Origin of the sequence: Meridianimarinicoccus zhengii (assembly GCF_003254465.1) — a bacterium.
In the GTDB taxonomy this organism is placed as follows: domain Bacteria; phylum Pseudomonadota; class Alphaproteobacteria; order Rhodobacterales; family Rhodobacteraceae; genus Meridianimarinicoccus; species Meridianimarinicoccus zhengii.
This window is the reverse complement of the sequence record NZ_QDFI01000070.1, coordinates 1-21,493: the sequence shown is the minus strand read 5'-3', so window position 1 is coordinate 21,493 and position 21,493 is coordinate 1. Positions and strand designations below refer to the sequence as shown.

The following is a 21,493-nucleotide window of genomic DNA, read 5'->3' as shown; positions in this document are numbered from 1 at the left end:
GCGGGCCGCCACCTCCCGGCCGCCCAAGTCGCGCCGCGGCCCGCATCGAAAAACCTTCAGGACACCGGTCATTCGCTGCTGCCGGCACGACTGTCCGTGAAGGGCCGGTCACATCGGTTGTTGCTGCTTCGGCGAAGGTCTGAAATGTCCGCAACCTGGTCGTTTGGGCGGGCTATAGCGAACGGCCGCAATGGCGAACGTTCGATCTCCGTTCCATCTCGTCGAGTGCGACCGGCGTCGAAGTGTTTAGGTGCCCGGCCGAGAAAGACTATGCACAGCAGAGACTTACAAGCTCTGCACCAAATCGGCGCAGTCATGAGGTTTGGAGAATACGGCGTATGAGAGAACGATTTTGGCTGCCTTGTGCAGCGACCAGTTCTCAGCCCGTCTCGCATAACCCTCGCAAACAACGGAAAAATCCGGCGGCAGCCGGATCGGGAGAACGCTTTCGCGAGGGCAAGTGGCGGAGGGAAAGAGATACGCAAAAACTCCGCTCAGCGGGCAGGTTCGAATCCCGGCCACCTGCCACGTTTCTCCAAGAATAGCGTCCGATACGATTGCTTTCTCTCGCTCTCGCCGGGCGCGTTGACGGCTCTGCGAGGCCGCGGCTCCTTTGCGCAGAGCGCCTCAAAACACTGACTTGCCTACCTTTTTCTTTCACGCCTTCGTCCCTCTGCAACCGCTGTGAGTTGCGAAGAAGGAGACGAAGATGAAACCAACCTGCTTGAACCAGAGAGAATTGGCGGACCGCTGGACCATTTCGCATCGCACCTTGGAGCGGTGGCGGTGGGCCGGTGAGGGCCCGGCATACATGAAGATTGGAGGGCGCGTCGTCTATCGTATCGCCGATATCGAGGCCTTCGAACGCGAGGTATTAAATTTGACGTCGGATCAGAACGTCCCAGCCCACTGATGTCGTACTTGGTCCGCAAGCCAAACCTCGGAGCGACTTCCAGTCGTTCGGGAAGACCCCTCACCAGCGTCGAAGGCTTCCGCATCCACGAGCTGTTTCCCCACCTTCCCCCCCGACCCATGGCGACAGACCTGGGTCCACCAGAGATCGGGAACTTGCTCGGTCACGCGAAGGTTCAGACCACTGCGCGTTGCCCTCGCGTCGCCGCAGGGCCGTGGCTGATGGCGGCGGATGCGTCCCTCACTGACGTGCTTGCGGGATGAGCGGAAGCCATCAATCCATACAGATTTCGGGGCTTTCCCGTGACGCGCTAGCGTGCAATACTGCGTTCTGCATTACTTTTGCAGCACACGCGGATCCCCATGATGGCCAGCAACAAGACGGCAACGCTCACTTTGAGGCTCGATCCAACCCTCAAGGACGCGCTGCGAAATGCGGCCGAACAAGAGCATCGGTCGCTCGCCAACATGGTCGAAGTCATGATCTTGGACTACTGCGATCGACATGGCCATGCGGTCCCAAACGCTGCGGAAGAGACGAAGCGTGGGGAGCAGTCCAAGTGATCAAGACAGTCAAGCAAGCTTGTACGTTCAACCCGGTGATCAAGGATTATCGGATGGCCGAGGGAATCGAAAACCTCGCTGACTTGATCGCTGATAATGGTGACGGGCGCGACTTCTTTGCCCGGAACTTCGTAACGCACGGAATGGAGCAGCTCTTCAAGGAGGGCATGCTGCGTCTATCCGGGAAATCAGATCAGGCGGTTTTTGAGCTTACCCAAGCCATGGGTGGTGGTAAGACGCACATGATGGTTGCCCTCGGGTTGCTGGCACGCCATCCGCATTTGCGGCCCGAAGTTCTTCCGGAGGAGCTTAACAAGCGGGTCGACTTTGCAGAGGCCAGGATTGCCGCTTTCAATGGTCGCAACAACCCCGACAACTACATCTGGGGTGAGATCGCTTCCCAACTTGGCGCCGAAGAAGCCATACGGCCGCATTGGGCGAACGGCCCTAGGGCAGTCGATCAAAGGAAATGGAAAGAGATCATTGGCGAAAAGCCAACGCTAATCCTTCTGGACGAGCTACCGCCCTATCTTCAAAACGCCGCCACTCAATCAGTGGGTGCCGGCACGCTTGCGGACATGGTCGTCTATTCCCTGAGCTCCTTGATGAGCGCAGCTCTAGAACTTCCGAACTGCGCGATTGTGATCGCCAACCTATCAGGGAGCTACAAGTCTCAGACAAAGGCACTCGCTGAAGCCGTCGGAAATCTGCAGCAGGAGGCGAGACGCCAGGCAATGACGATCACGCCGGTCCAGCTGGCGGGGAACGAAATATACGAAATCCTCAAAAAACGCCTGATCGACGAGCTTCCCGACGAACGGACGATCGCAGATATTGCCGAAGAGTATGCCCAGCAAGTAAAGAAGGCAGAGGATGGCGGATACATCGTTGCATCCAGCATCGAGCAAATCGCCGAACAGGTTCGCGAGACCTATCCTTTTCATCCATCATTCAAGCACCTCGTCGCGTTATTCAAAGAGAATGAAGGGTTTCGCCAGACCCGTGGCCTAATGCAGTTCACCGCTCGCCTCCTGAAGAGCGTCGAGCAGCGGGAAGGCGATGATGTATTCCTGATCGGCACGCAGCACCTTGACTTGAATGACGACCAGGTTCGCGATGAAATTGAACGCATCGCTCCCAAGCTTCTTCCTGCTGTTACCCGAGACATTGCCGACTCCGGCAACTCTATCTCAGAAACGGTCGATGACGAGCTGGGAGCCGACGCCGCCCAGCAGGTGATGACCCTCTTGCTTGCATCGTCCCTCTCGCGGGCCGTGGGTGGCAGAATTGGTCTGTCAGACAGTGAGATCATCGAGTTTCTTGCCGCACCCAATCGCAAGCCGGATGAGTTCTTGTCGGCGCTCGAACGCCTCCGCGAGCAGGCCTGGTACCTGCACCGAGAGGAACAGCGCTTCTTCGTGAAAGAGACGGAAAATCTTTCGCGACAGATTGAGCGCACTGCAAAAGAAATACCGCAGCCCAAGATCGATCAAGCGCTGATAAATCGACTGACGGGTATCCTTCAGCCATCCAGCAAGCGGGCATATCAGGAGCTTCAAGTCCTTCCCAGGCTTGACGACCTGCGCCTCAGCGGCCCTCGCGTCATGATTGTGATCCGCCCTGACGGTCGAGTCCCGCCAAACGAGCTGCAGAATTTCTTCGACTATCAACAGGAGAAGAACAATCTCCTCGTGCTTACCGGTCAGGACAGTCATCTCGCCGATGCCGTAGAAGATCGGCTTCGGGAGTTGTACGCTATCGAGCAAATTTCGAAGCGGCTTAAGCCTGGCGATACCTTGTTCGAAGAGGCGCGAGACCGCCTAGAAGACGCTGAAGATCGCTTCCACAAGGCTCTGTCAGCTGGGTACAATCGGATCTATTACCCGGCGCTTGAAGAGACTGACGGCAGCGAACGGTTGATGGCAGTGACCATCGACAACGGGCTGCGAACCGGCCAAGGAGAGCAGTCGGCGGAGCTGCAGATCGAGAGCCTGCTCGCCAGCCCGCGCGCCAACTACAAGCTTGCGCTCGAGATGGCCGATGAGATCAGCCAGTATTTCGCGATGGCTGAGGAGTACCTTTGGCCCTCTGGTAAGGACAACCGACGCACGCCGTGGAAAGATGTGGTCAGCCGAGCCAAGGGCAGCCCGGTGTGGCCGTGGATGCCGGGCGCCGGTGGCTTGGAGGCGCTTAAGACCGAGGCTTTGAAGCAAGGGCGGTGGCGGCTTGGCGAAGACGGCTACATCGAGAAGGGCCCTTTCCCGAAGGAAAAGACGACGATCAATGTCTCACTTCAGGGAAGCACGGAAACCGGCGAGTCCCTCCTGAGCCTCACGCCTCGCAACGCCGGGGACAGCCCAGTAGTTCATTACTCTCCAAAGGCCGAGGTCACAGAAGCCGATCCGAAGGTCGACGACCTGGACAACTTCTCGACGAGTGAAGGATCGCTGTATTTCTGGGTCAAGGATCCCACCGGCAAGTTCGAGAGCGGCCCACCCGTACGTTGGGTGGCCGAGCTGAAAATACGGCATCAGGTTGATCCCGCAGGAGACAAGCGCCGCGTCACTCTGCAGTCGACACCGAGAGGGGCGATTACGTACTCGCTCGACGGCTCTAACCCGAAGGATGGCATCGACTACACGGAGCCATTCGAGATCGGGCCGGAGGCACTCCGCCTGCTGGTCTATGCACGCGCCGGCGAAGCCAACAAGACGGCGGACTTCCAGATCCCTGCAAGCGGCGACAAGCGGGTTCAGATCGATGACACTAAGCCCGCAAGGCTTCAGGGGAAGCGTGTCTCTCTCGACACGACCGACCGGGTCTACGGCGTCATCAACAATTTCAAGGACAACGACAACACGCTCTTCAGGGGCGTTCGCATCGAGATCGGCGAAGGCGAAAACACCGTAACCGTGCGCTTCCAGGAGCGCGCCGTCACAGCCGGCATGATCGAGGGCGTGGTCAACAGTCTCCGGGCGGTCCTGAAGGAGGATCAAGCGCCGGTCGCAATCACGATCAGCGACGGCGTGGAGTTCGAGAACGGCTTTGCCGTGAAGGAGTTCGCGAGGATCGCAGGGCTGGACCTGAAACCCGGAGACCTGGTGCAGGAGGCGTAGGGAATGCCCAAAGGGCAGACGGCGGGCAAGAAGACGAACCCAAACGTCGGTGATGGCCGCGAGGCCAAGCCGACGCTCGGGTTCGGCGTGCCTGCGACGTCGGACCCTCACCACTTCAAGGTCAGGATCCCTCCGGCCAACTCCGGAAAGGTCCAGATCAGCGAATACCTCGGACTGCAGGCCAGCAGCGACGAGTTCGCGGTGATGGACCGGGTCGTTCTGGACCGCCCACGCTGGACCGCGATCCGCAGCGAAGTCCAGCGCGCCTTCAACGCGCGGCTGAAGGCCCATGACCTGAAGACATCCGCCTGGAAGGTCGGGGAGAACCCCGTCGATCGGTTGCTCGGCAAGGAACTCTGCGTTCTCGCCTGGGCCGTCGAGGACATGGAGATGGACAAGATCCCCGTCGCGGTCCGCAACTGGCTGGCGCTTCGCCCGGAGGAAAGGTGGTGGCTCTTCGGCATGACGGCGATGGCCACTGGAACGGTAAAGGACGCCGGCCGCGGCTGGCGGCTCGCCCTTCGACACGCGCTTGGGGATGTCGCACAGAGCGATCTGATGCAGCCCCGCGCCAGAAGACAAATCGGGAAGGCCAGCGACCGGCCGACCCTCGACCTTTTTGACGACGAGATCTGAATGAACGAGATTACTCCTGTTTCCCTCAAGGATGCGCCCGCCCTCATCCAGGCGGTCTTCCCCGCGCAGAAGGTGTCATTCGAAGCGCAGTCCGAGCGCAAGGCGGTCGCAGCTCAGACGCTGACAGGGCTCGGTTCGTATTGGAAGGGACGCAAGCCTCTCATTCTGGTGCGCGCCATTGTCCTTGGCTCGCTACTGCCGCAGACCGGTGACGGCGAAAGGGATCTTGAGATCTTCGAGAAATTGATGGCCTTCGACGACCACGGTCTCGCGCGACGTGCTTTTGTTCAAAACGATCTCAAACCGAAGCACATCGCTTCACGCATCTCGCTTTCGAACCCATGGGACTATTTCACTTTCACGGGGCGCGACGACCTCGACGCAGATGATCGCCTCCTGAACCTCGAGTGCCCGTTCGACGCAGACGAGGAAGGCATTTCGCTCCGTTGGGATCGGGATACTTCCGACGAGGCCAAGCTTCAGCTCATAGAGCGGGCGCTTGCAACATTCTCGACCTACGAAGAGAAAGCCAGCTTCTGCAAGCGGCCGGAAGAAGTTGATCAGGCGTGGCTATACGCTCCGGTCTGGCCCACGGTGAACGATCACTACGCCCATTGGGGCATCAAGGCGCACTCGTTTCCCGAGCTCATCGAGCAAATGGGTATCTTGCGCTTCGGGCATCGACCGCGCGTTGGTGACACCTTCTCCGGCGGCGGTTCTATCCCGTTCGAGGCTGCGCGCATGGGATGCGACGCATATGCGGCTGACCTCAACCCCATAGCCTGCATGCTGACCTGGGGCGCGATGAACATCATCGGCGCCCCGAGGAAACGGCGCGCCATGTTCGAAGACGCCCAGAAGGTCGTGACCGAGAAGGTCGACAGAGAGCTCATCAAACTCAGCGTCGAGCACGACGAAAAGGGAAACCGCGGCAAGGCGTACCTCTATTGCCTCGAAACCCGATGCCCCGAAACGGGCTGGATGGTGCCGATGCTCCCAAGCAGGGTCATCTCACCGAAACTCGGCGCGATTGCACGGCTCAAACCTGATCATGCGAACAAGCGCTTCGAGATCGAGGTGGTGAGCAATGTCTCGGCGAAGGAGCTAAAGAGCGCAGACAAGGGCACCATCGACGATGGCTCCCTTGTCTATGAGCTCGACGGCAGAACCTACCGGACGCCGGTGAAGACCCTGCGCGGGGATTATCGCGGGCCCGACGGGGCAACCCTCAACAGGCTGCGTCGCTGGGAAAAACTGGACTTCGTTCCGCGCGAAGACGACATCTTCCAGGAGCGGCTCTATGCCATTCAGTGGATCACGAAGAACTCGATCTACAAGCCACGGCAGATCACGTATTTCCGTGGGGTGACCGATGTAGATCTCGAACGCGAACGCAAGGTCGAGAGGATCGTCGCCGAAAATCTGGAGGCTTGGCAGGCTGAAGGATTGACGCCTGACATGCTAATCGAAACGGGCGCAAAGACCGATGAACCGATCCGGACGCGCGGCTGGACGCACTGGCATCATCTCTTCAATCCCCGCCAGCTGTTGCTGCAAGCGCTGGCCTTGAAAGCATGGAGAGAGTCGCCGGGCGCCCCGCTTGGATGGTTGAACGTCGCGAAGATGGCGGACTTCAATTCACGCTTGTGTCGTTGGGCGACATCGCAAGGCGGCGGCCTTGGAGGGCCAAAAGGCGTATTCTCCAATCAGGCGCTCAACACGTTCTACAACTACGCTACACGCTCTTGGTCCGGCTATGGTGCTGGATCATTTCGCATGGCCGAAGAAGCGCTTCCGGACGTCGAACGGGAAGTGATATCCGCTCCTGCCGATCAGCCGACGCGCGTCTGCGACTACTGGGTGACCGATCCCCCCTATGCGGACGCGGTGAATTATCACGAGATCACCGAGTTCTTCATCGCCTGGCTACGGCGGAACCCGCCAGAAGAATTTCGCGACTGGACATGGGACTCGCGGCGAGCGCTCGCGATCAAGGGATCGGGCGACGACTTCAGGCGGGGCATGGTCGACGCCTATCGCGCCATGGCCGAGCACATGCCGGATAACGGCATGCAGTGCGTGATGTTCACGCATCAGGACACCGGCGTGTGGTCTGACATGGTCGGGATCTTCTGGGCTGCAGGGCTCCAGGTTGTGGCGGCCTGGTACATCGCCACCGAAACGACCTCTGAGCTGAAGAAGGGCGGCTACGTCCAGGGCACGGTCATCCTGATGCTGCGCAAGCGGCCGGCCGGAGAACGCTCTGGCTTCAAACAGCGCATCCTGCCCGCCGTCCGCACCGAGGTGGAACGACAGATCGAGAGCATGATGCACCTCAATGACGAGGTGAAGGACAAGCTCGGGGAGCCGGTATTCAACGACTCCGACCTGCAGATGGCGGGATATGCTGCCGCGCTGAAGGTGCTCACCGCCTACACCCATATCGGCGGAGACGACGTGACAAGCTTCGCGCTGCGCCCGCGCCAGCGTGGTGAGGAGACCGTCGTCGACGAGATCGTCCAGCAAGCTGCAGAAGCGGCCAACAGCCTTCTCGTGCCCGAAGGGCTCGAGGCTGAGACGTGGTCCCGCCTGACCGGCATCCAGAGGTTTTACTTCCGCATGATGGACATGGAGACGACGGGCGCCAGCAAGCTCGACAACTACCAGAATTTCGCGAAGGCGTTCCGGGTTGCCGACTATAGCAAGGTGATGGGAAGCATGGCCGCCAACAGCGCACGCCTCAAGCGCGTGACCGAGTTCGCCTCCCGCGACCTGACGGACAGCACCGAGATCGGGCCGACTTGGCTCGGCCGACTGATCATCGGTCTGCAGCAGCTTCTGGCGGAAACGGAACCGGCGGTCGTCGTGGGCCAGATCCAGGAAGACCTACCGGACTTCCTCGAAATCCGCCCGCTGCTGATCGACATGCTCTCGTTCATCGAGCGGAAAGCCCCCGAACAAGAGGTCCGTGATGCCGCCGAGGTCCTTGGCGGACGTCTGAAGAACCTCCGCGCGTTCAGCCAGTAACGCGCTCAGGGAGGGACCCGCGACATGACCATACGTCGGTTCTCTTCACGGACCCATCGTCTCGATCAGACGATCCTGCTCGAGCATCTCAAGGGCGCCCGCAGCTACAAGCGCATCGCAGGCTACTTCACCAGTTCGCTCTTCGAGGTGGCCGGTGAATTGTTGGATCAGATCCCCGAGGTGAAGATCGTCTGCAACGTCGACATCCACCCAGACGATCTGAAGGTCGCCAAGTTACGCGAAGCCAAGATGATCGGGCGGTGGAACGAACGTGCGCTGGAGGCAGAGGCGCTTCTGAACCGCGAGCGGTATCGTCGGCTCGACGCGTTTCTGCAGCAGCACGGCCAGGCGGTTCGGGTCGCCCCCGACAACGTCTGTGGATTCCTGCATGGCAAGGCCGGCGTGATTGAGTGCGCTGACGGCAGAAAGCTGGGCTTCATCGGGTCCATGAATGAGACCAGCAGCGGCTGGCAGCGTCACTATGAAATCCTGTGGGAGGACTCGTCCCCCGAGGGCGTTGCCTGGATCGAGGAAGAGTTCGACTTCCTCTGGAGAGCGGCAAAGGAATTGCCGCGCGCAGTGATCCGCGAGGTGCATCGGCGCGGCTATCGCCGTGAAGTTCTGTTCGAGGAACTTGATGACCCAGAAGATATCGCCCCGGCAGCCCTCATCGAGTCGCCGCTCTATCGAGAAGGCTTTTCTCTGCAGCCGTGGCAGCAAGGCTTCTTGACTGAGTGCCTCCGCCATTACTCCAACCACGGCATCGTCCGGCTTCTGCTCGCCGATGAAGTCGGTCTTGGAAAGACGCTCTCGCTGGGGACTGCGGCGCTCGCCCTTTGCCTGCTCCAGGACAAGGATAGCGGGGGGCAAAGGCCTGTCGTGATCTTCGCACCTGCCACGCTCTGCGAGCAGTGGCAGACCGAGATGATCGACAAGCTAGGGATCCCTTGCGCGCGATGGGAGACGCAGAAGAAAGTCTGGCTCGATCACGATGATCGGGTGATCTCGCCCGCAGGGCGAGAACAGATCGCGCGCTGCCCATTACGGATCGGCATCGTGTCCACAGGTCTCATGATGCGCGACAGCCTCGAAAAACAGCACCTTCTAGGTCTGCGCTTTGCGCTCGTGATCCTCGACGAAGCGCACAAGGCGCGAAGTCGACAAGGCTTCGGTCGTGATGCTGGCACCCCGAATGAGCTCCTCGCTTTCGCCACCGCAGTCGCAGAACGCAGCGACCATGTATTGCTCGGCACCGCAACTCCAATCCAGACGCGGTCGGACGATCTGTGGGACCTGATGCGCATCCTCCACAGAGGCAAGGGACGCTTCGTGCTCGGTAACGAGTATTCGAGATGGCACCAGCCAGATGAGGTCCTGCCACTGATCTCCGGTCAGACCAACGTAGAAGGCCCAGACTTCGGATGGGAGCTGCTACGCTCACCTCTGCCCGTTGTGAATTCCACGGATGAACCAAGAGCCCGGCGGCTCTTCAGCGCCATCCGCCAAGATCTTGGTCTCAACGAAAGACAGACGGATACCTCGGTGCCTATCACGCAACTGAGCGATGACACCCGAGAAATTCTCGAAGAGGACCTTGAGCGGAAGATATCGGGCGCGACATTCTTCCAGCGAGAGAATCCCTTTATCCGACACATTGTCCTTCGAAAACGCGCCGACCTCGAAGCCTCAGGATTGCTGCCGAGGATTGGGGTCGATCTGCATCCGGACCGCAGATACATCCGCGACACACAGCGTTTCGACGCCTTGTTCGAAGGTAAAGCGCTTCGGACTAATGATGATTTCCGCGAAGCGTATCGAGAGGCCAGAGCATTCGGTAAGGCACTCTCGAAGCGCGGGAAGGGAAGCGGCTTTATGAAGAATCTCATGGAGCAGCGAATTTGCTCGAGCATCGCAGCAGGCCTGAACACCGCTCGAACGCTCTTGGCCGGCCGAACCGTCGAGGAAGAAACTGAAGATCAGGTAATCGAACTGACTGCGGAGGGTTCCGAGGAAAAATTGGCCCTGGAACGGCTCATTTCTAGGTTAGGAAGAATAGATGGCGATCCCAAGCTCCAGGCTACAATTCACTTTCTTGATAGAGAAAAGTGGCTAGACCACGGGGCAATAATATTCAGTCAATACTACGATACCGCAAAGTGGATTGCCGACTCTTTGGCGACTCTATATCCCGACTTGGCGGTAGGGCTTTATGCAGGCGCATCTCGGAGTCGCCTATACCAGAAGGGCGAGAGCGTCAGCATCGACCGCGAGACGCTCAAGAAAATGGTCGCTGAGCACGAAATAAAGATCATGGTTGCGACAGATGCTGCGTGTGAAGGATTGAACCTGCAAACCCTCGGCACTCTCATCAATATCGATCTTCCATGGAATCCGACGCGCTTAGAACAAAGGATCGGAAGGATTAAGCGGTTCGGTCAAGCCAGAGAAAAGGTTGATATGCTCAATCTCGTAAACGAACAAACTGTTGATGAGAAAGTATACAACAGACTCTCTGAGCGCATGCGAGATCGTTTCGACCTTTTTGGCTCGTTACCAGACACGATTAGAGATGAGTGGATAGACGACATCGAGACGCTGGGTGAGAACATGGATGAATACATCAATGCGCAGCGTGAAGCGACGGGGTTTGATCTTCGCTACAATGCAACTACCGAACCCTCGGATCGGGACTGGCGGGAATGCACAGAGGTTCTTTCACGGCGAGACTTCGCTGAGCTCATGAGGAATGGCTGGACGTAAGCCAAGTTCCGGAAATGCCGTTTGAGAAGCAATGATTTGAAACCACGCTCCATCAATATCTTCCTACTCGACGGCGACCCCAATGGCATCCGGGTGGCGCAAATCTCGATGTCGACGATCCAGGCGATCGCCTTCCGGCGCAACCAGCTTCGTCGGGTCCGTGAAGCTTTCCCCGAGATCGAACGGCCAGGTGTCTATATGCTTATCGGGTCCGATGAAGACGCGCAGGACCGGCAGCTTGCATATATCGGCGAGTCCGAAGGTGTCGGGGCTCGATTATCGTATCACAACTCGAATGAGGCGGGTCGCGATGCCAAAGGCTTCTGGACCGACACGGTCGTGCTAATCAGCAAGGACGAGAACCTGACCAAGAGCCACGCTCGCTATGTCGAATCCTGCCTGATCCGGGGCGTGGTTAGCAATCCTCGCTGGACCCTGCCCAACACGCGCACGCCCTCCGACGACGCGGGCAAGCTACCGCTCCCCGACCGCGCAGCCATGGACGAGTTCGTGGATCAGACGAAAACGCTGGTCGGAGCGCTCGGATGGGATCTCTTCCGAGAAGTCCGCGGTCGAGCACCGGAACAGACGGCAGGGCGAGAGCTGCCAAAGGCTGACTTCAATGAAATCCCTCGGTTCTTCTTCCGAGGCGACGGCTTCGCCGCAGAGATGGAGATCGGGCCCTCCGGGGATTTCGTGGTCACGGCAGGCTCGAGAGCAAGGGTCAGGACGACGCGGACGATTCCGCGAGGCACGGTCACCCTTCGGAGCACCCTCGTCGAGAAGGGTGTTCTCCGAGAGGAGGGTGATTTTCTCGTCTTCACGAGCGCCTACAGCTTCACGTCTGCGTCTGCCGCAGCTGCTGCCGTTATCGGTGCGAGCGCCAATGGCCGGATCCTCTGGAAACTCCCGGATGGGCGGACGTACGCGGATTGGGAGTCGAACCAGGGTACGGCGGAGAGCTCGCCTGACCAACTTTGACGTTGGCTTGTGCGCTAAAACTTCGGGGCCGCAGCGTAACACCGCTTCAGCCGATCTTCGCGCCCCACAAGGACGTCTGATCGGCTGCGAAATAGCCATCCGCGGCGCGGAAGTTGCCCTGCAGCTCGACGGTATCACCGGCGGTGAGCGCCACCATCGTCTGCAGCCAAAGCGCCGTCGCCTCCGAGACGTGCGCCCCGCTGATCTCTCCGAAAGAGCCGCGGATTTCGGTCGCGCCGTTCAGCACGAGCCGCCCGCTCATCCGCGCTGACGTGCTGGCGTTCACCTTGTAGAGGAGCGTCGCGCCGAAGAGGTAGGTGCCGTCCACCGGGGCCACGAAGCGGTTGTTCGCGGCGTCGAAGGCGCCCTGATCGTTATAGTCGGTGTTGTTGATCGCGATCTTCGTCCAGGTCCCGACGCCGACATAGTTGTCGTAGTTGGTGTACGCCTTGAATCGCGGCAGTCGGGGCTGATCGACGATGCCGGTGGCGTTGTCGACGCTGAGCCCGTCGAAGAACGTGCTGCCGTCGGCGGACACCGCGAGGCGGAACCGGTCCGAACCGAAGAGCCCGACCAGCGCCTTGGTCACGAAGCCGGTCTGCAGCGTCAGGCCGAGGTCATCGCCCGCGGCCTCCTTGTTCATTGTGTAGAACAGATCGCCGGTCCCACCCTCGGCGACGGTCTTTGCCGTCCAGAGCGCGGCATTCAGCTTGGCCGAGAACGTGTTCGACGCATCTGCCGTCGTCCCGAGCCCGAGCAGCGCCATGTTCTGCAGCGCCGTGGGCGTGGTCCCGATCCAGCCCGCGCCGTCGTAGACCAGGAGCAGGCCCTCGTCCTCGACCCACGCCCGCCAGCCGGTCCGTGGCGGCAGACGCAGCCAGGCGCCATCGGTCCAGAGCGCGACATTCAGGTCCCAGCCCGCCCAGACGCCCGTCGCGCCAGAGGCGACGATGTAGCGGTCGCCGTCGGCCGGGCTGGCGGGCGGCGTCGTCAGGTCCCGGTCGAGCACCGAAAGCTGGACGAGCCCGTCGAGGATCCGCAGCGCCTCGTTGTGGGTGAGGTGCTTCTGGGCCTGCGCCGCGAGGATGTAGGGCAGCAGGAGATGGGTCGTGGCGTCGGACATTGGATGGCCTTCAGAAGGTCAGCGTGACGGTTTTCGGCGCGCCCCGCCCCACGAGGGCGGAGAGCTGGAAGATACGGATGTCGAGCGTGTCGCCGGGCCCAAGCGGCCCGCCCCAGTCGGCTGTCTGCTGGGCGGCGGTGTAGATCGCGCTGGTGGAGGTCGTGCTAAGCACCCGCTTCACGGTGGCGCCGTCGAGGATCTTGACCTCGTAGGCTTCGAGCTCCTCGGCCAGCGGCACCTCTAGCCCGCCCCAGCTGTCGGCGGCGAGCGCGCGGGACCGGCGCGTCCAGCGGATAGTGAGATCGCCGGGCGCACGCGGCCTGCGCCATGGCTGCTCCACATGAGCGACCGAGAACGGCCGCAGACCGGCGCCCGCGGGAGTGAAGGATTTAGCCACATAGGTCTCGTCGCTGACCGGGCGGCTTGCGGGGCCGATGCGCCAGTTCGATGGGATGCCGAGATCGGCTTCGGCGATCGGCAGCGATGCGAGGCTGTTGTCGAGCACCACCACCCGTGCGCCAGCGGGCGTCGGATTGCCCATGGCCCCCTCGGTGCCGCGCTGGCCGCGCAACAACCGATTCAGGCGATACCGGCCCGGGGCGATCAGTTCCGCCGCGCCTGCCTGCACGATCTCCCACACGCCCGGCGCGGTCTCGATGGCCAGCGCGTTGGCGCCGCCGAAGAGGTTCAGGTCCGTGACGCTCTCCAGCGTGCCGGTCACAAGATCGACCACCAGCACATTGCCGAGGTCGAAGCGCGAGGTCGGACCGGCGTAGAAGTCGGAGACCAGCGTCCCGATCCGGGCGCGCGTGCCGAACGTAGTCAGCAGCTCGAACCCGTCCGTCGAGGGGCTGCGGAACACCGCCATCTCGCCGGGCGAGGGAACCGCATGCGCCGCGACCAGCGGCCGATGCGCGGGCTGGTCCTCGGTCAGCTGCGGCAGGTCGAGCAGCACCGCCTCGGGCACGCCGAACACAACGGCCTGCGAGAGCGCCGACGGCCGCGGCGCGCCAGGCGGCAGATCGTAGGCCTCCCGGTCCTGTCGGACCGCCTCGATACCTCGCGCCTCCGCATCGGCGATGGAGACGAGGCGCAGAGGGACGGCGCGGCCGTCATGGGCAAAGGTGACGACATCGGCCGGGTCGAGCGCGAGCCGCGAGGGCGGGAGACGGAACACGGCACTCTCGCGGCCCGTCCACGCTTCCATCAGCGCGCGGCGGCAACGGCGTTCCGCTTCCTCGGGCGGGACCGCCATCGGGAAGGATTCTGAGGCGATCCGGGTCGTGTCGACCGTGATGCGCCGGGCCTCGACCTGTGCGGCCTCGTAGTCTTCGTCGGCGCGGGCGACCTGCCATTTCAGGGCCTGCGGTAGCTCGGTCTCCTGGCCACGGGTCAACTCGAGGACATCGCCTTCCCGCGCGGCGACGAGATCGTCTGGCGAGACGCTTGCCACCCCGGCTCTCCCGCGCATGACGAAGCGGATCACACCCTCGGTCTCGACGGCGTCGAAGCCGAAGTGCCGGGCCAGCGTGGTGATCGAGGCGCGCGGGCTCTCCAGTGCGCCGATGGCATAGCCTTCGACCGCGCCCCAGAGGCCGGAGACGTCGATCCTCGCCTCGGGCAGCCCCGCGCGCAGGCAGAGGTGCCGGACGAGGGCCGCCAGCGACACCGCGCCTAGCCGCCCGGTCAGCCAGTGGCCGAGCCGCCAGTTCGCGCCGTCCGTCCAGACGTCGGTCAGCGCCGGAAAGAACGGATAGGGCCGCGCGTCCCAGGTCCAGGCGGCGCATTCGGGGACGTGCACCATCCGGCCGCCGTAGACCGACGAGACCGGGTTGTTCGCCGCGTCGCCCCAGAAGAGATACGTCGCCTCGAGATAGGCGCGCTGGATGGCGTCGTCCCTCCAGCCGCGGGAGAAGTACGGCACGAAGCTCTCGGAGGATTTCGGGTCGAAGAAGACGTTGGGCTGGTTCGTGCCGCGGTCGATGGCCGGGCAGCCGAGCTCGGTGAACCAAATCGGCTTGGATTCCGGCACCCACGCGGTCGGCGTCCCGCTCTCGATGCCGCCCGGGCGGTTGTAGTGCGGGTTCGACCACCAGGCGCGCAAATCCTTGTAGCGGAAAACCCACGGCTTGCTGGCGGCTCCGTCCGTGATCGGCGTGCGGACCTGCGCGCCTCGGTCGGCGGCGCTGGCGTAGAACCAGTCGAAGCCTTCGCCGCCCGCGATGTTCGCCTGCAGGTAAGCCCGGTCGTAGATGGCGGGCCAGCCCTCCTGCGCATCGGCATGCTCGAACCCGTCGCGCCAGTCCGAAAGCGGCATGTAATTGTCGATGGCGACGAAATCGATCTCCGGATCGGCCCAGAGCGGGTCGAGATGGAAGAACACGTCGCCCGAGCCGTCGCCCGGCTGGTGGCCGAAATACTCGGACCAGTCGGCCGCGTAGCTGATCGCCGTGCCCGCCCCGAGGATGCTACGGACGTCGGCCGCGAGATCGCGGAAGGCTTGCACCGCCGGATAGGCGCTGGCGCCCGACCGGATCGTGGTCAACCCGCGCATCTCAGTTCCGATCAGGAATGCGTCGACCCCGCCCGCCGCTGCGCAGAGTTGGGCGTAGTGCAGCACCATGCGGCGCAGGCCCCAGTCGCCTGCGGCGCCTGTCCAGGAGACGGTCTCGCCTGAGACCGCGAAATCGGAGGGGCTGGCCGAGCCAAAGAAGGCGGCGACCTGGCTTGCTGCCGTCGCGGTGTTGTCGACGCTGCCGGCATAGCCCGCCGCCGGCGAGCACGTGATCCGGCCGCGCCATGGAAACACAGGCTGGCCGGTCTCGGCGGCGTTGTCGCTGTAGGGGTTCGGGAGCGTGTTGCCCGGCGGGACGTCCATCAGGATGAACGGATAGAAGGTCACGCGCAGTCCGCGGGCCTTCATCTCCTTGATTGCCTCGACGACAGCGAAGTCGGCCGGCGTGCCGCCATAAACGGGGCGATCCTGGTCATCGCGGCTGACGAGATGGGCGGCAGCGCGCGAGACGCCGTTGACGGACCAGGTCTGCGGGCTCGTCGTCTTGGCCGAGACCTCGACCCCCGGCCGGATGGCGCAGTCGCCCACGCGCAGGTCGTTCCCGAACCAGGCCACCACGAGGCTGACGCTCTCGACCTTGGGCGCCATGGCCTGCAGGCGATCCAGCGCCACGACCATGTCGGCGGTGTCCGACAGCGCGTTCAGGTTCTCGGGGATCTGCGCCCCACCGCTGCCCTTCCGGATGCCCGTTGTCGCATAGGTGAACTCGCCCGAGGCCGGGATCATGGTGACGGCGCGGGTCAGGCCCTCGGCGGTGTCGGGATCGGCGAGCGGGCGGAAGACCTCGAAGGAGAGCTGCGGCAAGCGGTTGCCGTAATTGCCGAGCGGCAGGTCCTCGAAGACGACATAGGCGGTGCCGCGATAGGCCGGCGTGTTGGCAGCGCCCATTTTCGCCGCGATGAACGGGTCGGCGGTCTGCGCCTCGTCGCCCGGATACCAGCGCCAGGTCACGCCGGCGGTGTCGAGCAGCTTGCCGTCCGCCCAGATGCGGCCGATGCCGGTAATGGGGCCTTCGCAGAGCGCCACGGCGAAGCTGGCGTAGTAGAGATACTCGGTCGTCTTGACCTTGCCGCCGCCCCCGCCGCCCTTGCCACCGCCTTGCGTGGTGGTTTTGGTCTCCTCGCGGAAATCGGTCGCCCAGATCACGTTGCCGCCCATGCGCATGCGGCCGTAGACGCGCGGGATGACGGCGCCCTCGGTCGAGGAGGTGATGCGCAAGGAATCGAGCCGCGGGCCCTCGATCCGCTGGGTCGGCGCGAGCGAGGAGACGATCCAGCTATCGACGACGGACCCGATGGTCGAGCCGACGAAACCGCCGATGGTCGCGGCGCTGACGCCGAGGATCGCGCCGCCGATCGACCCGCCAATGGCGGCGCCAGCGGCACCGAGTACGAGAGTGGCCATGGTCTGGACTCAGCGTTGCGGGAACAGGAAGGCGAAGGCGATGCGCCGGCGCCAGGACGGCGTGAGCGGTTCCTCGATCACGCCGAGCCGCTCATAGGCATGGAGGAAGCTGTCGGGACCGGTCAGAACCCCGACATGCTTGGCGATGGCGCGCGGCATCATCCGGAACAGAACCAGCGCGCCGGAACCGGCCACGGCGGGAGGCACCTCGATCATCATGGCGCGCGCGCCTTCCGCCAGAACTTCCCGCGGGCCGGTCTCGCCCCAGTCGCGGCTATAGGGCGGGATCGGAAACGGCTCTGGGCCGACGACCTCGCGCCAGACGCCGCGCGCGAGCCCGAGGCAATCGCAGCCGACGCCGCGCAGACGCGCCTGATCATGATACGGCGTGCCCAGCCAGGATCGCGCTGCAGCGATCACCCGCTCGGGATCGGCCGGCGTCACAGAACGCCCCCATCGTGGCCGCCGTCCCGGCTGGCGTAGCGCAGGATCGTGTCCTGGCCGGGGATGTGCGGGAAGCCGCGGAAGTTGGCGGTGTTTGCGAACTTGGCCCCGCAGGTCTCGATCCGCTTGTCGCAGCCCGCGCGGATGATCAAGGCATCTCCCTCGGCGATCGCGCGCACCGGGGCCTCAAGCAGCGTCAGGATCGCGACGCCATCCGTGACGTCGTGGCCCAGCACCTCGGTGCGCCGCCCCGCGTTCGCGCCGCTCGTCCAGTTCAGCGTGCCGAAGGTGAACCAGCCCGCGTCGAATCCGCCGAGACCGGAAGCAGTGAAGGCCCGGTCGCGCAGGAGATCGATGACGGTGCCCGTGCCCTTGAAGGCCGGATCCTCCAGATCGACGCCGCAGCGCGCATCGCCGAGCGCGGCGTCGCAGGTCGCCTGGAAGGTCCGTCCCACCGTCTGGCCCAGCACATGGGCGAGCGAGCGGACCTCCGCGACGAAGGCCAGCCGCCCGCGCCGGATCTGACCGATGGCCCCGCGCCGCATCAGCACGCGCTGGCCTGTGTCGGCCCAGTTCACCCGCCAGACCTCGACCTCGGCGTTGTCCCAGCGGCCGTCGAGAATGTCGGTCTCGGTGATGCGGTCAGAGGTCAGCACGCCCTCGGCGTCCTGCGCATCAACCGACAGGTCGGAGCCGGAGCGAACCTCGGAGGCCGTCAGCCCGCTTTCTGGCTCGAAGTCCGTGCCGTCGAAGGAAAGCATCCGGTCATGGTCGGTGAAGCCGAAACTCGTGCCGTCGGCGCGAGTGATGCGCCAGCACCAGGCGAGCGTGGTCGTGCCCTCGTCGAGATGGGCCTGCAGAGCGGGATCGAGGGTCTTCATCGGCAGGTTCCCGTCATTCGGTCGTCGAGATCCGCGATCCAGCTCGCCCAGTCCGGCGGCATGGTTGCGACAGTCTCGGCGGACGGCCGGGCGAGCCGCGCCTCGGCGTAGGAGGCGCAGCCGGCATCACCAGCGCCCATCGTTGCGGCGCAGCCGCTCAGCAGGATCGCCGACACCGCGGCCGTCACGAACCGCGTCGCGCCCGCGTTCGACCTTCTCCACCGTGTCTTCCATCGCATCACGTTCCGCCTCCCGTTTGCCCGCGCGTTTGCCTTCCACACGCCCCCAGACCCGGGCGAGGACGACGCCCCCGACCGCGCCCAAGGCCGCGACCAGCCAGATCAGGAGATCAGCCATCGTCCCGCTCCCCGCGCGCGGCGGCGACGCAGAGGGCGACGACGAAGACGCCCAAGCAGCCGCCCGCGACGACACCTGCGAAGAACTCAAGCACCGCCGCGGAACCCGCGCTCGATCCGGTCCCGCAGGCCGATCAGGCCCAGACCGAGGAACACCAGCCCGGCCGGCGAGGCATCGCCCGAACCGGCAAGCAGCGCGACGAGGCGGGACAGTTCGCCGAGCGGCCCGGTGGCGGGCAGCGCGAGAGACGCTATGCCGGTGAGCATGGCGAGAAGCCCCGCCCACCAGGTCATGGAGTTGGGACGAACGTAGCGCATGGGATCAGGCCCTCCGGATCAGGGTGGAGAAGAAGGCCACCAGCCGGGCGAGCCAGCTGGTTGGCTTATCGGGTTCAGGATCGAGGAGCGGCGGCCTCGGCAGCGGCGACCGCCGCAGCAGCGCCAGCGCCTCATCCTCGGTCAGGCGACGGATCGACCGCGAGAAGTCCACATGGCCCGTGCGATCCACGGACCAGACCGGGATGGTTCCGCCGGGATAGCGACCATGGCGGAACAGGTCGCGCTCCGATTCCCGGCGCGGAATGATCGATGCCGGGCGCCGCCAATTCAGAAATGCGTCAGCGGCGGCAACCCGATTGCCGGCATTGAGGTGCCGGGTCAGCGCGGCCTTCGCGATACCGCCGGTGTTGTAGTGAAAACTAACCAGCGCATCGAATTCATGCGGCTTGAGCGGCACCTTCACGGCGCGCAGGACGGCGGCCTCGTAAGCAGCCAGGTCCGCCCGGAAGACCCTGAACGCCTCGCGGATCCCGGCGTCGAGATCGGCGGGCATACCGCGCGGCATGGTGGCCGGATCGGGCGGTCCGGCCGCGGCCGTGTGGCCGATGCCGAAGGTCCAGACCTGTTTCACATCGAGATAGGGCCCGGGCACGAGTCCTTCGTGCCGGACGAGGGCCAAGAGGCCCCGATCGGTCATGTGCATGGGATTACCGGAGAAGCGAGAGGATCAGGATCAGGGCGGCGACGGCGAGGCCGATGCGCAGGCGATGGGTAAAGGCCGCTCCAGGGTCGGCCGGGTCGCAGCGGAGGGAGCGCGCGAGGCGAAGGATCTCATTCATCGCCGTCGCCCCGCTTGGCACGACGCAGGCGGGCGAGCAGCATCTCGATGAAGGCCGGCCCGAAGACGCCGACGAGATAGGCAGCCGATCCTGCTGCGCCTCCCGCCGGGATGGCCTCTGGCGGCAGGCTGAGCCAGGCCGTGATGACAGCCATCGAGAGGCTGCCCATCCCGGCCGCGATCAGCCCTCCGAGCAGGATGTGCCGGAGCGCATCCCGCAGCCGCATCTTCGTGGTCAATGCGTTCGTGGCGCCGCCGAGCGCGCCCCAGGCAGCGAGGATCACGGCGGTCGAGGCCGCGAGCTCGCGTAGCACGGCCGCAATGAAGCTGCCGGTGTCGTTCATCGCCGGATCTCCAGTAGTGGGATGGAGGTGATCGAGCCGAGCCGCTCGAGGTCGAGCGTCACGTCGAGCGCGTCGGTGTCGAAACGGACTGGCACGTCGAAAGCGAAGCCCGCGGTGACGGCGACGCCCTCAGCGGGCGCGCTGTCGAAGGTCACGACGCCGGTTGCCGTGTTGACCGACCAGCCATTGAGCTGCTCCGCGCTATCGAGGGCGATGCGCACGGTGCCTGCGACCGGTTTGGTGATCGTCCGCACCCATGTCTGGCTGCCGGAAGCGTAGCGCTTCACCAGCTGGAAGGCGGTCGTTGCGCCGTCGCCGGTGCCAATGAGCTGGTCGGTCGGCGCCGGTGTGCCCGAAGGAAGACAGGACTTGTGGTCGCCCCAATCCTTGAACCGGAAGCCATGCAGCCGCCCGTTCCGGGCCTCGAAGAAGGCGACCACTGCCGCCAGATCGTCGGCGCGGCGAATGCCATAGGCGACGTCGTAGCGGCGGCGCGAATTGGCCCAGCTGGCGTTCCTCTCCTCGTCGCCCGAGGCGAGTTCGACGATCTGGGTTCGCCGTTCCGGCCCGCCGCGCGCGCCGCGGCTGATGTTGTCGGGAAAGCGGACCTCGTGAAACGCCATGGCTCAAAGCCCCCTGCGCCCGAGCGAGACCGCGCGGGCGATGTCGGCCGCGACCTGCGTGCGGGACTGGCGGAAGCTCTCGGCGTCGCGGGCCATGATGGTGACGTTGACGCCACCCGCGCCGTAGGCCTGGGCCTCCCGACGCGACAGCACCCGCTCGCCGCGCTGCAGGATCGCGGGCACCTCGTCGTGACGGAGGCCGGCCATGCCGCCAACGTGCATCCGGGGGGCAGCGGCGAAGGCCATGGCCGGGACTATCCTCGCGGGTCCGGCCGATCCGACCATCCCGCCCGCATGCAGGACGTTGGCAGACATGCCGCCCGCCCCGGAGAACACGCCGGAGAGCGCGCTTGCGATCGGCCCGAGGATGAACCGCCGCGCCGCCAGCTGGGCGAGATCGGCGAGCAGCGAGGTGACCAGGTCGCGGAAGTTCAGCTTGCCGGTCTTCACGAACTCGCCGACGGCATTCTCGGCCGACTGGAAGGCGCCGACAAGGCTCTGGCCGATATCGCCGCCGATCTCGCGGGCCTTACTGGCGTAGTCCGACAGCGCGGCGGTGACCGCACGCCAGCCGGTGACGGCGGCCTCGGTCGCGGGCTCCGCCGCAGCGGCGGCAGCCCCGGCCGCCGC

Annotated in this window: 18 protein-coding genes; 7 read left to right on the top strand and 11 right to left on the bottom strand. The window is 63.9% G+C overall.

The window, feature by feature from the left end; genetic code table 11:
• Positions 1-709 precede the first annotated feature (709 nt).
• The 7 genes from DDE13_RS17805 (at position 710) to DDE13_RS17775 (ending at position 11,996) form a co-directional block, all read left to right on the top strand.
• Positions 710-913: a helix-turn-helix transcriptional regulator gene (locus tag DDE13_RS17805; protein ID WP_111405615.1), complete on the top strand. Its 204-nt coding sequence runs from the start codon at positions 710-712 to the stop codon at positions 911-913.
• 365 nt (positions 914-1,278) lie between these two features.
• Complete coding sequence (locus DDE13_RS17800) at positions 1,279-1,476, top strand: hypothetical protein (protein ID WP_111405617.1); 198 nt, start codon at positions 1,279-1,281, stop codon at positions 1,474-1,476.
• Entirely contained in the window at positions 1,473-4,592 is a 3,120-nt protein-coding gene (locus DDE13_RS17795) for an anti-phage-associated DUF499 domain-containing protein (RefSeq protein WP_111405614.1), read from the top strand. The genes DDE13_RS17800 and DDE13_RS17795 overlap by 4 nt, the downstream gene beginning before the upstream one ends.
• A gap of 3 nt (positions 4,593-4,595) precedes the next feature.
• Entirely contained in the window at positions 4,596-5,228 is a 633-nt protein-coding gene (locus tag DDE13_RS17790) for an anti-phage-associated DUF3780 domain-containing protein (protein WP_111405613.1), read from the top strand.
• Entirely contained in the window at positions 5,229-8,255 is a 3,027-nt protein-coding gene (locus tag DDE13_RS17785) for an anti-phage-associated DUF1156 domain-containing protein (RefSeq protein ID WP_111405612.1), read from the top strand.
• A gap of 24 nt (positions 8,256-8,279) precedes the next feature.
• Positions 8,280-11,015 (top strand): phospholipase D-like domain-containing anti-phage protein, encoded by a 2,736-nt coding sequence (locus DDE13_RS17780; RefSeq protein ID WP_111405611.1) that lies wholly within the window; start codon positions 8,280-8,282, stop codon positions 11,013-11,015.
• Positions 11,016-11,036: 21 nt separating this feature from the next.
• A complete protein-coding gene (locus DDE13_RS17775) occupies positions 11,037-11,996 on the top strand; it encodes a GIY-YIG nuclease family protein (RefSeq protein ID WP_235868761.1) in 960 nt (319 codons plus the stop codon).
• Between the two features lie 46 nt (positions 11,997-12,042).
• Here the strand turns inward: DDE13_RS17775 and DDE13_RS17770 are convergent, their stop codons facing one another.
• From DDE13_RS17770 to DDE13_RS17720, 11 genes are all read right to left on the bottom strand, one after another.
• The gene (locus DDE13_RS17770; RefSeq protein ID WP_111405610.1) at positions 12,043-13,119 is read right to left on the bottom strand and encodes a DUF2793 domain-containing protein; all 1,077 of its coding nucleotides are present in this window, start codon (positions 13,117-13,119) and stop codon (positions 12,043-12,045) included.
• Between the two features lie 10 nt (positions 13,120-13,129).
• Positions 13,130-17,098: a baseplate multidomain protein megatron gene (locus DDE13_RS17765; protein WP_111405609.1), complete on the bottom strand. Its 3,969-nt coding sequence runs from the start codon at positions 17,096-17,098 to the stop codon at positions 13,130-13,132.
• A 9-nt stretch (positions 17,099-17,107) separates the two neighbouring features.
• Positions 17,108-17,542 (bottom strand): NlpC/P60 family protein, encoded by a 435-nt coding sequence (locus tag DDE13_RS17760; RefSeq protein WP_111405608.1) that lies wholly within the window; start codon positions 17,540-17,542, stop codon positions 17,108-17,110.
• Positions 17,539-18,423 (bottom strand): DUF2163 domain-containing protein, encoded by an 885-nt coding sequence (locus DDE13_RS17755; protein WP_111405607.1) that lies wholly within the window; start codon positions 18,421-18,423, stop codon positions 17,539-17,541. The genes DDE13_RS17760 and DDE13_RS17755 overlap by 4 nt, the downstream gene beginning before the upstream one ends.
• A gap of 126 nt (positions 18,424-18,549) precedes the next feature.
• Entirely contained in the window at positions 18,550-18,780 is a 231-nt protein-coding gene (locus DDE13_RS17750; RefSeq protein WP_111405606.1) for a hypothetical protein, read from the bottom strand.
• 86 nt (positions 18,781-18,866) lie between these two features.
• A complete protein-coding gene (locus DDE13_RS17740; RefSeq protein ID WP_162631074.1) occupies positions 18,867-19,097 on the bottom strand; it encodes a hypothetical protein in 231 nt (76 codons plus the stop codon).
• A 4-nt stretch (positions 19,098-19,101) separates the two neighbouring features.
• Positions 19,102-19,761: a lysozyme gene (locus DDE13_RS17735; RefSeq protein WP_111405603.1), complete on the bottom strand. Its 660-nt coding sequence runs from the start codon at positions 19,759-19,761 to the stop codon at positions 19,102-19,104.
• 4 nt (positions 19,762-19,765) lie between these two features.
• Entirely contained in the window at positions 19,766-19,897 is a 132-nt protein-coding gene (locus tag DDE13_RS23615) for a hypothetical protein (protein ID WP_268951258.1), read from the bottom strand.
• A complete protein-coding gene (locus tag DDE13_RS17730) occupies positions 19,890-20,240 on the bottom strand; it encodes a hypothetical protein (protein WP_111405602.1) in 351 nt (116 codons plus the stop codon). The genes DDE13_RS23615 and DDE13_RS17730 overlap by 8 nt, the downstream gene beginning before the upstream one ends.
• Positions 20,237-20,863: a DUF2460 domain-containing protein gene (locus DDE13_RS17725; protein WP_111405601.1), complete on the bottom strand. Its 627-nt coding sequence runs from the start codon at positions 20,861-20,863 to the stop codon at positions 20,237-20,239. Before DDE13_RS17725 ends, DDE13_RS17730 begins: the two co-directional genes overlap by 4 nt.
• A 3-nt stretch (positions 20,864-20,866) precedes the next feature.
• A partial coding sequence (locus DDE13_RS17720; RefSeq protein ID WP_328587851.1) for a phage tail tape measure C-terminal domain-containing protein occupies positions 20,867-21,493 on the bottom strand: 627 nt, incomplete at its 5' end.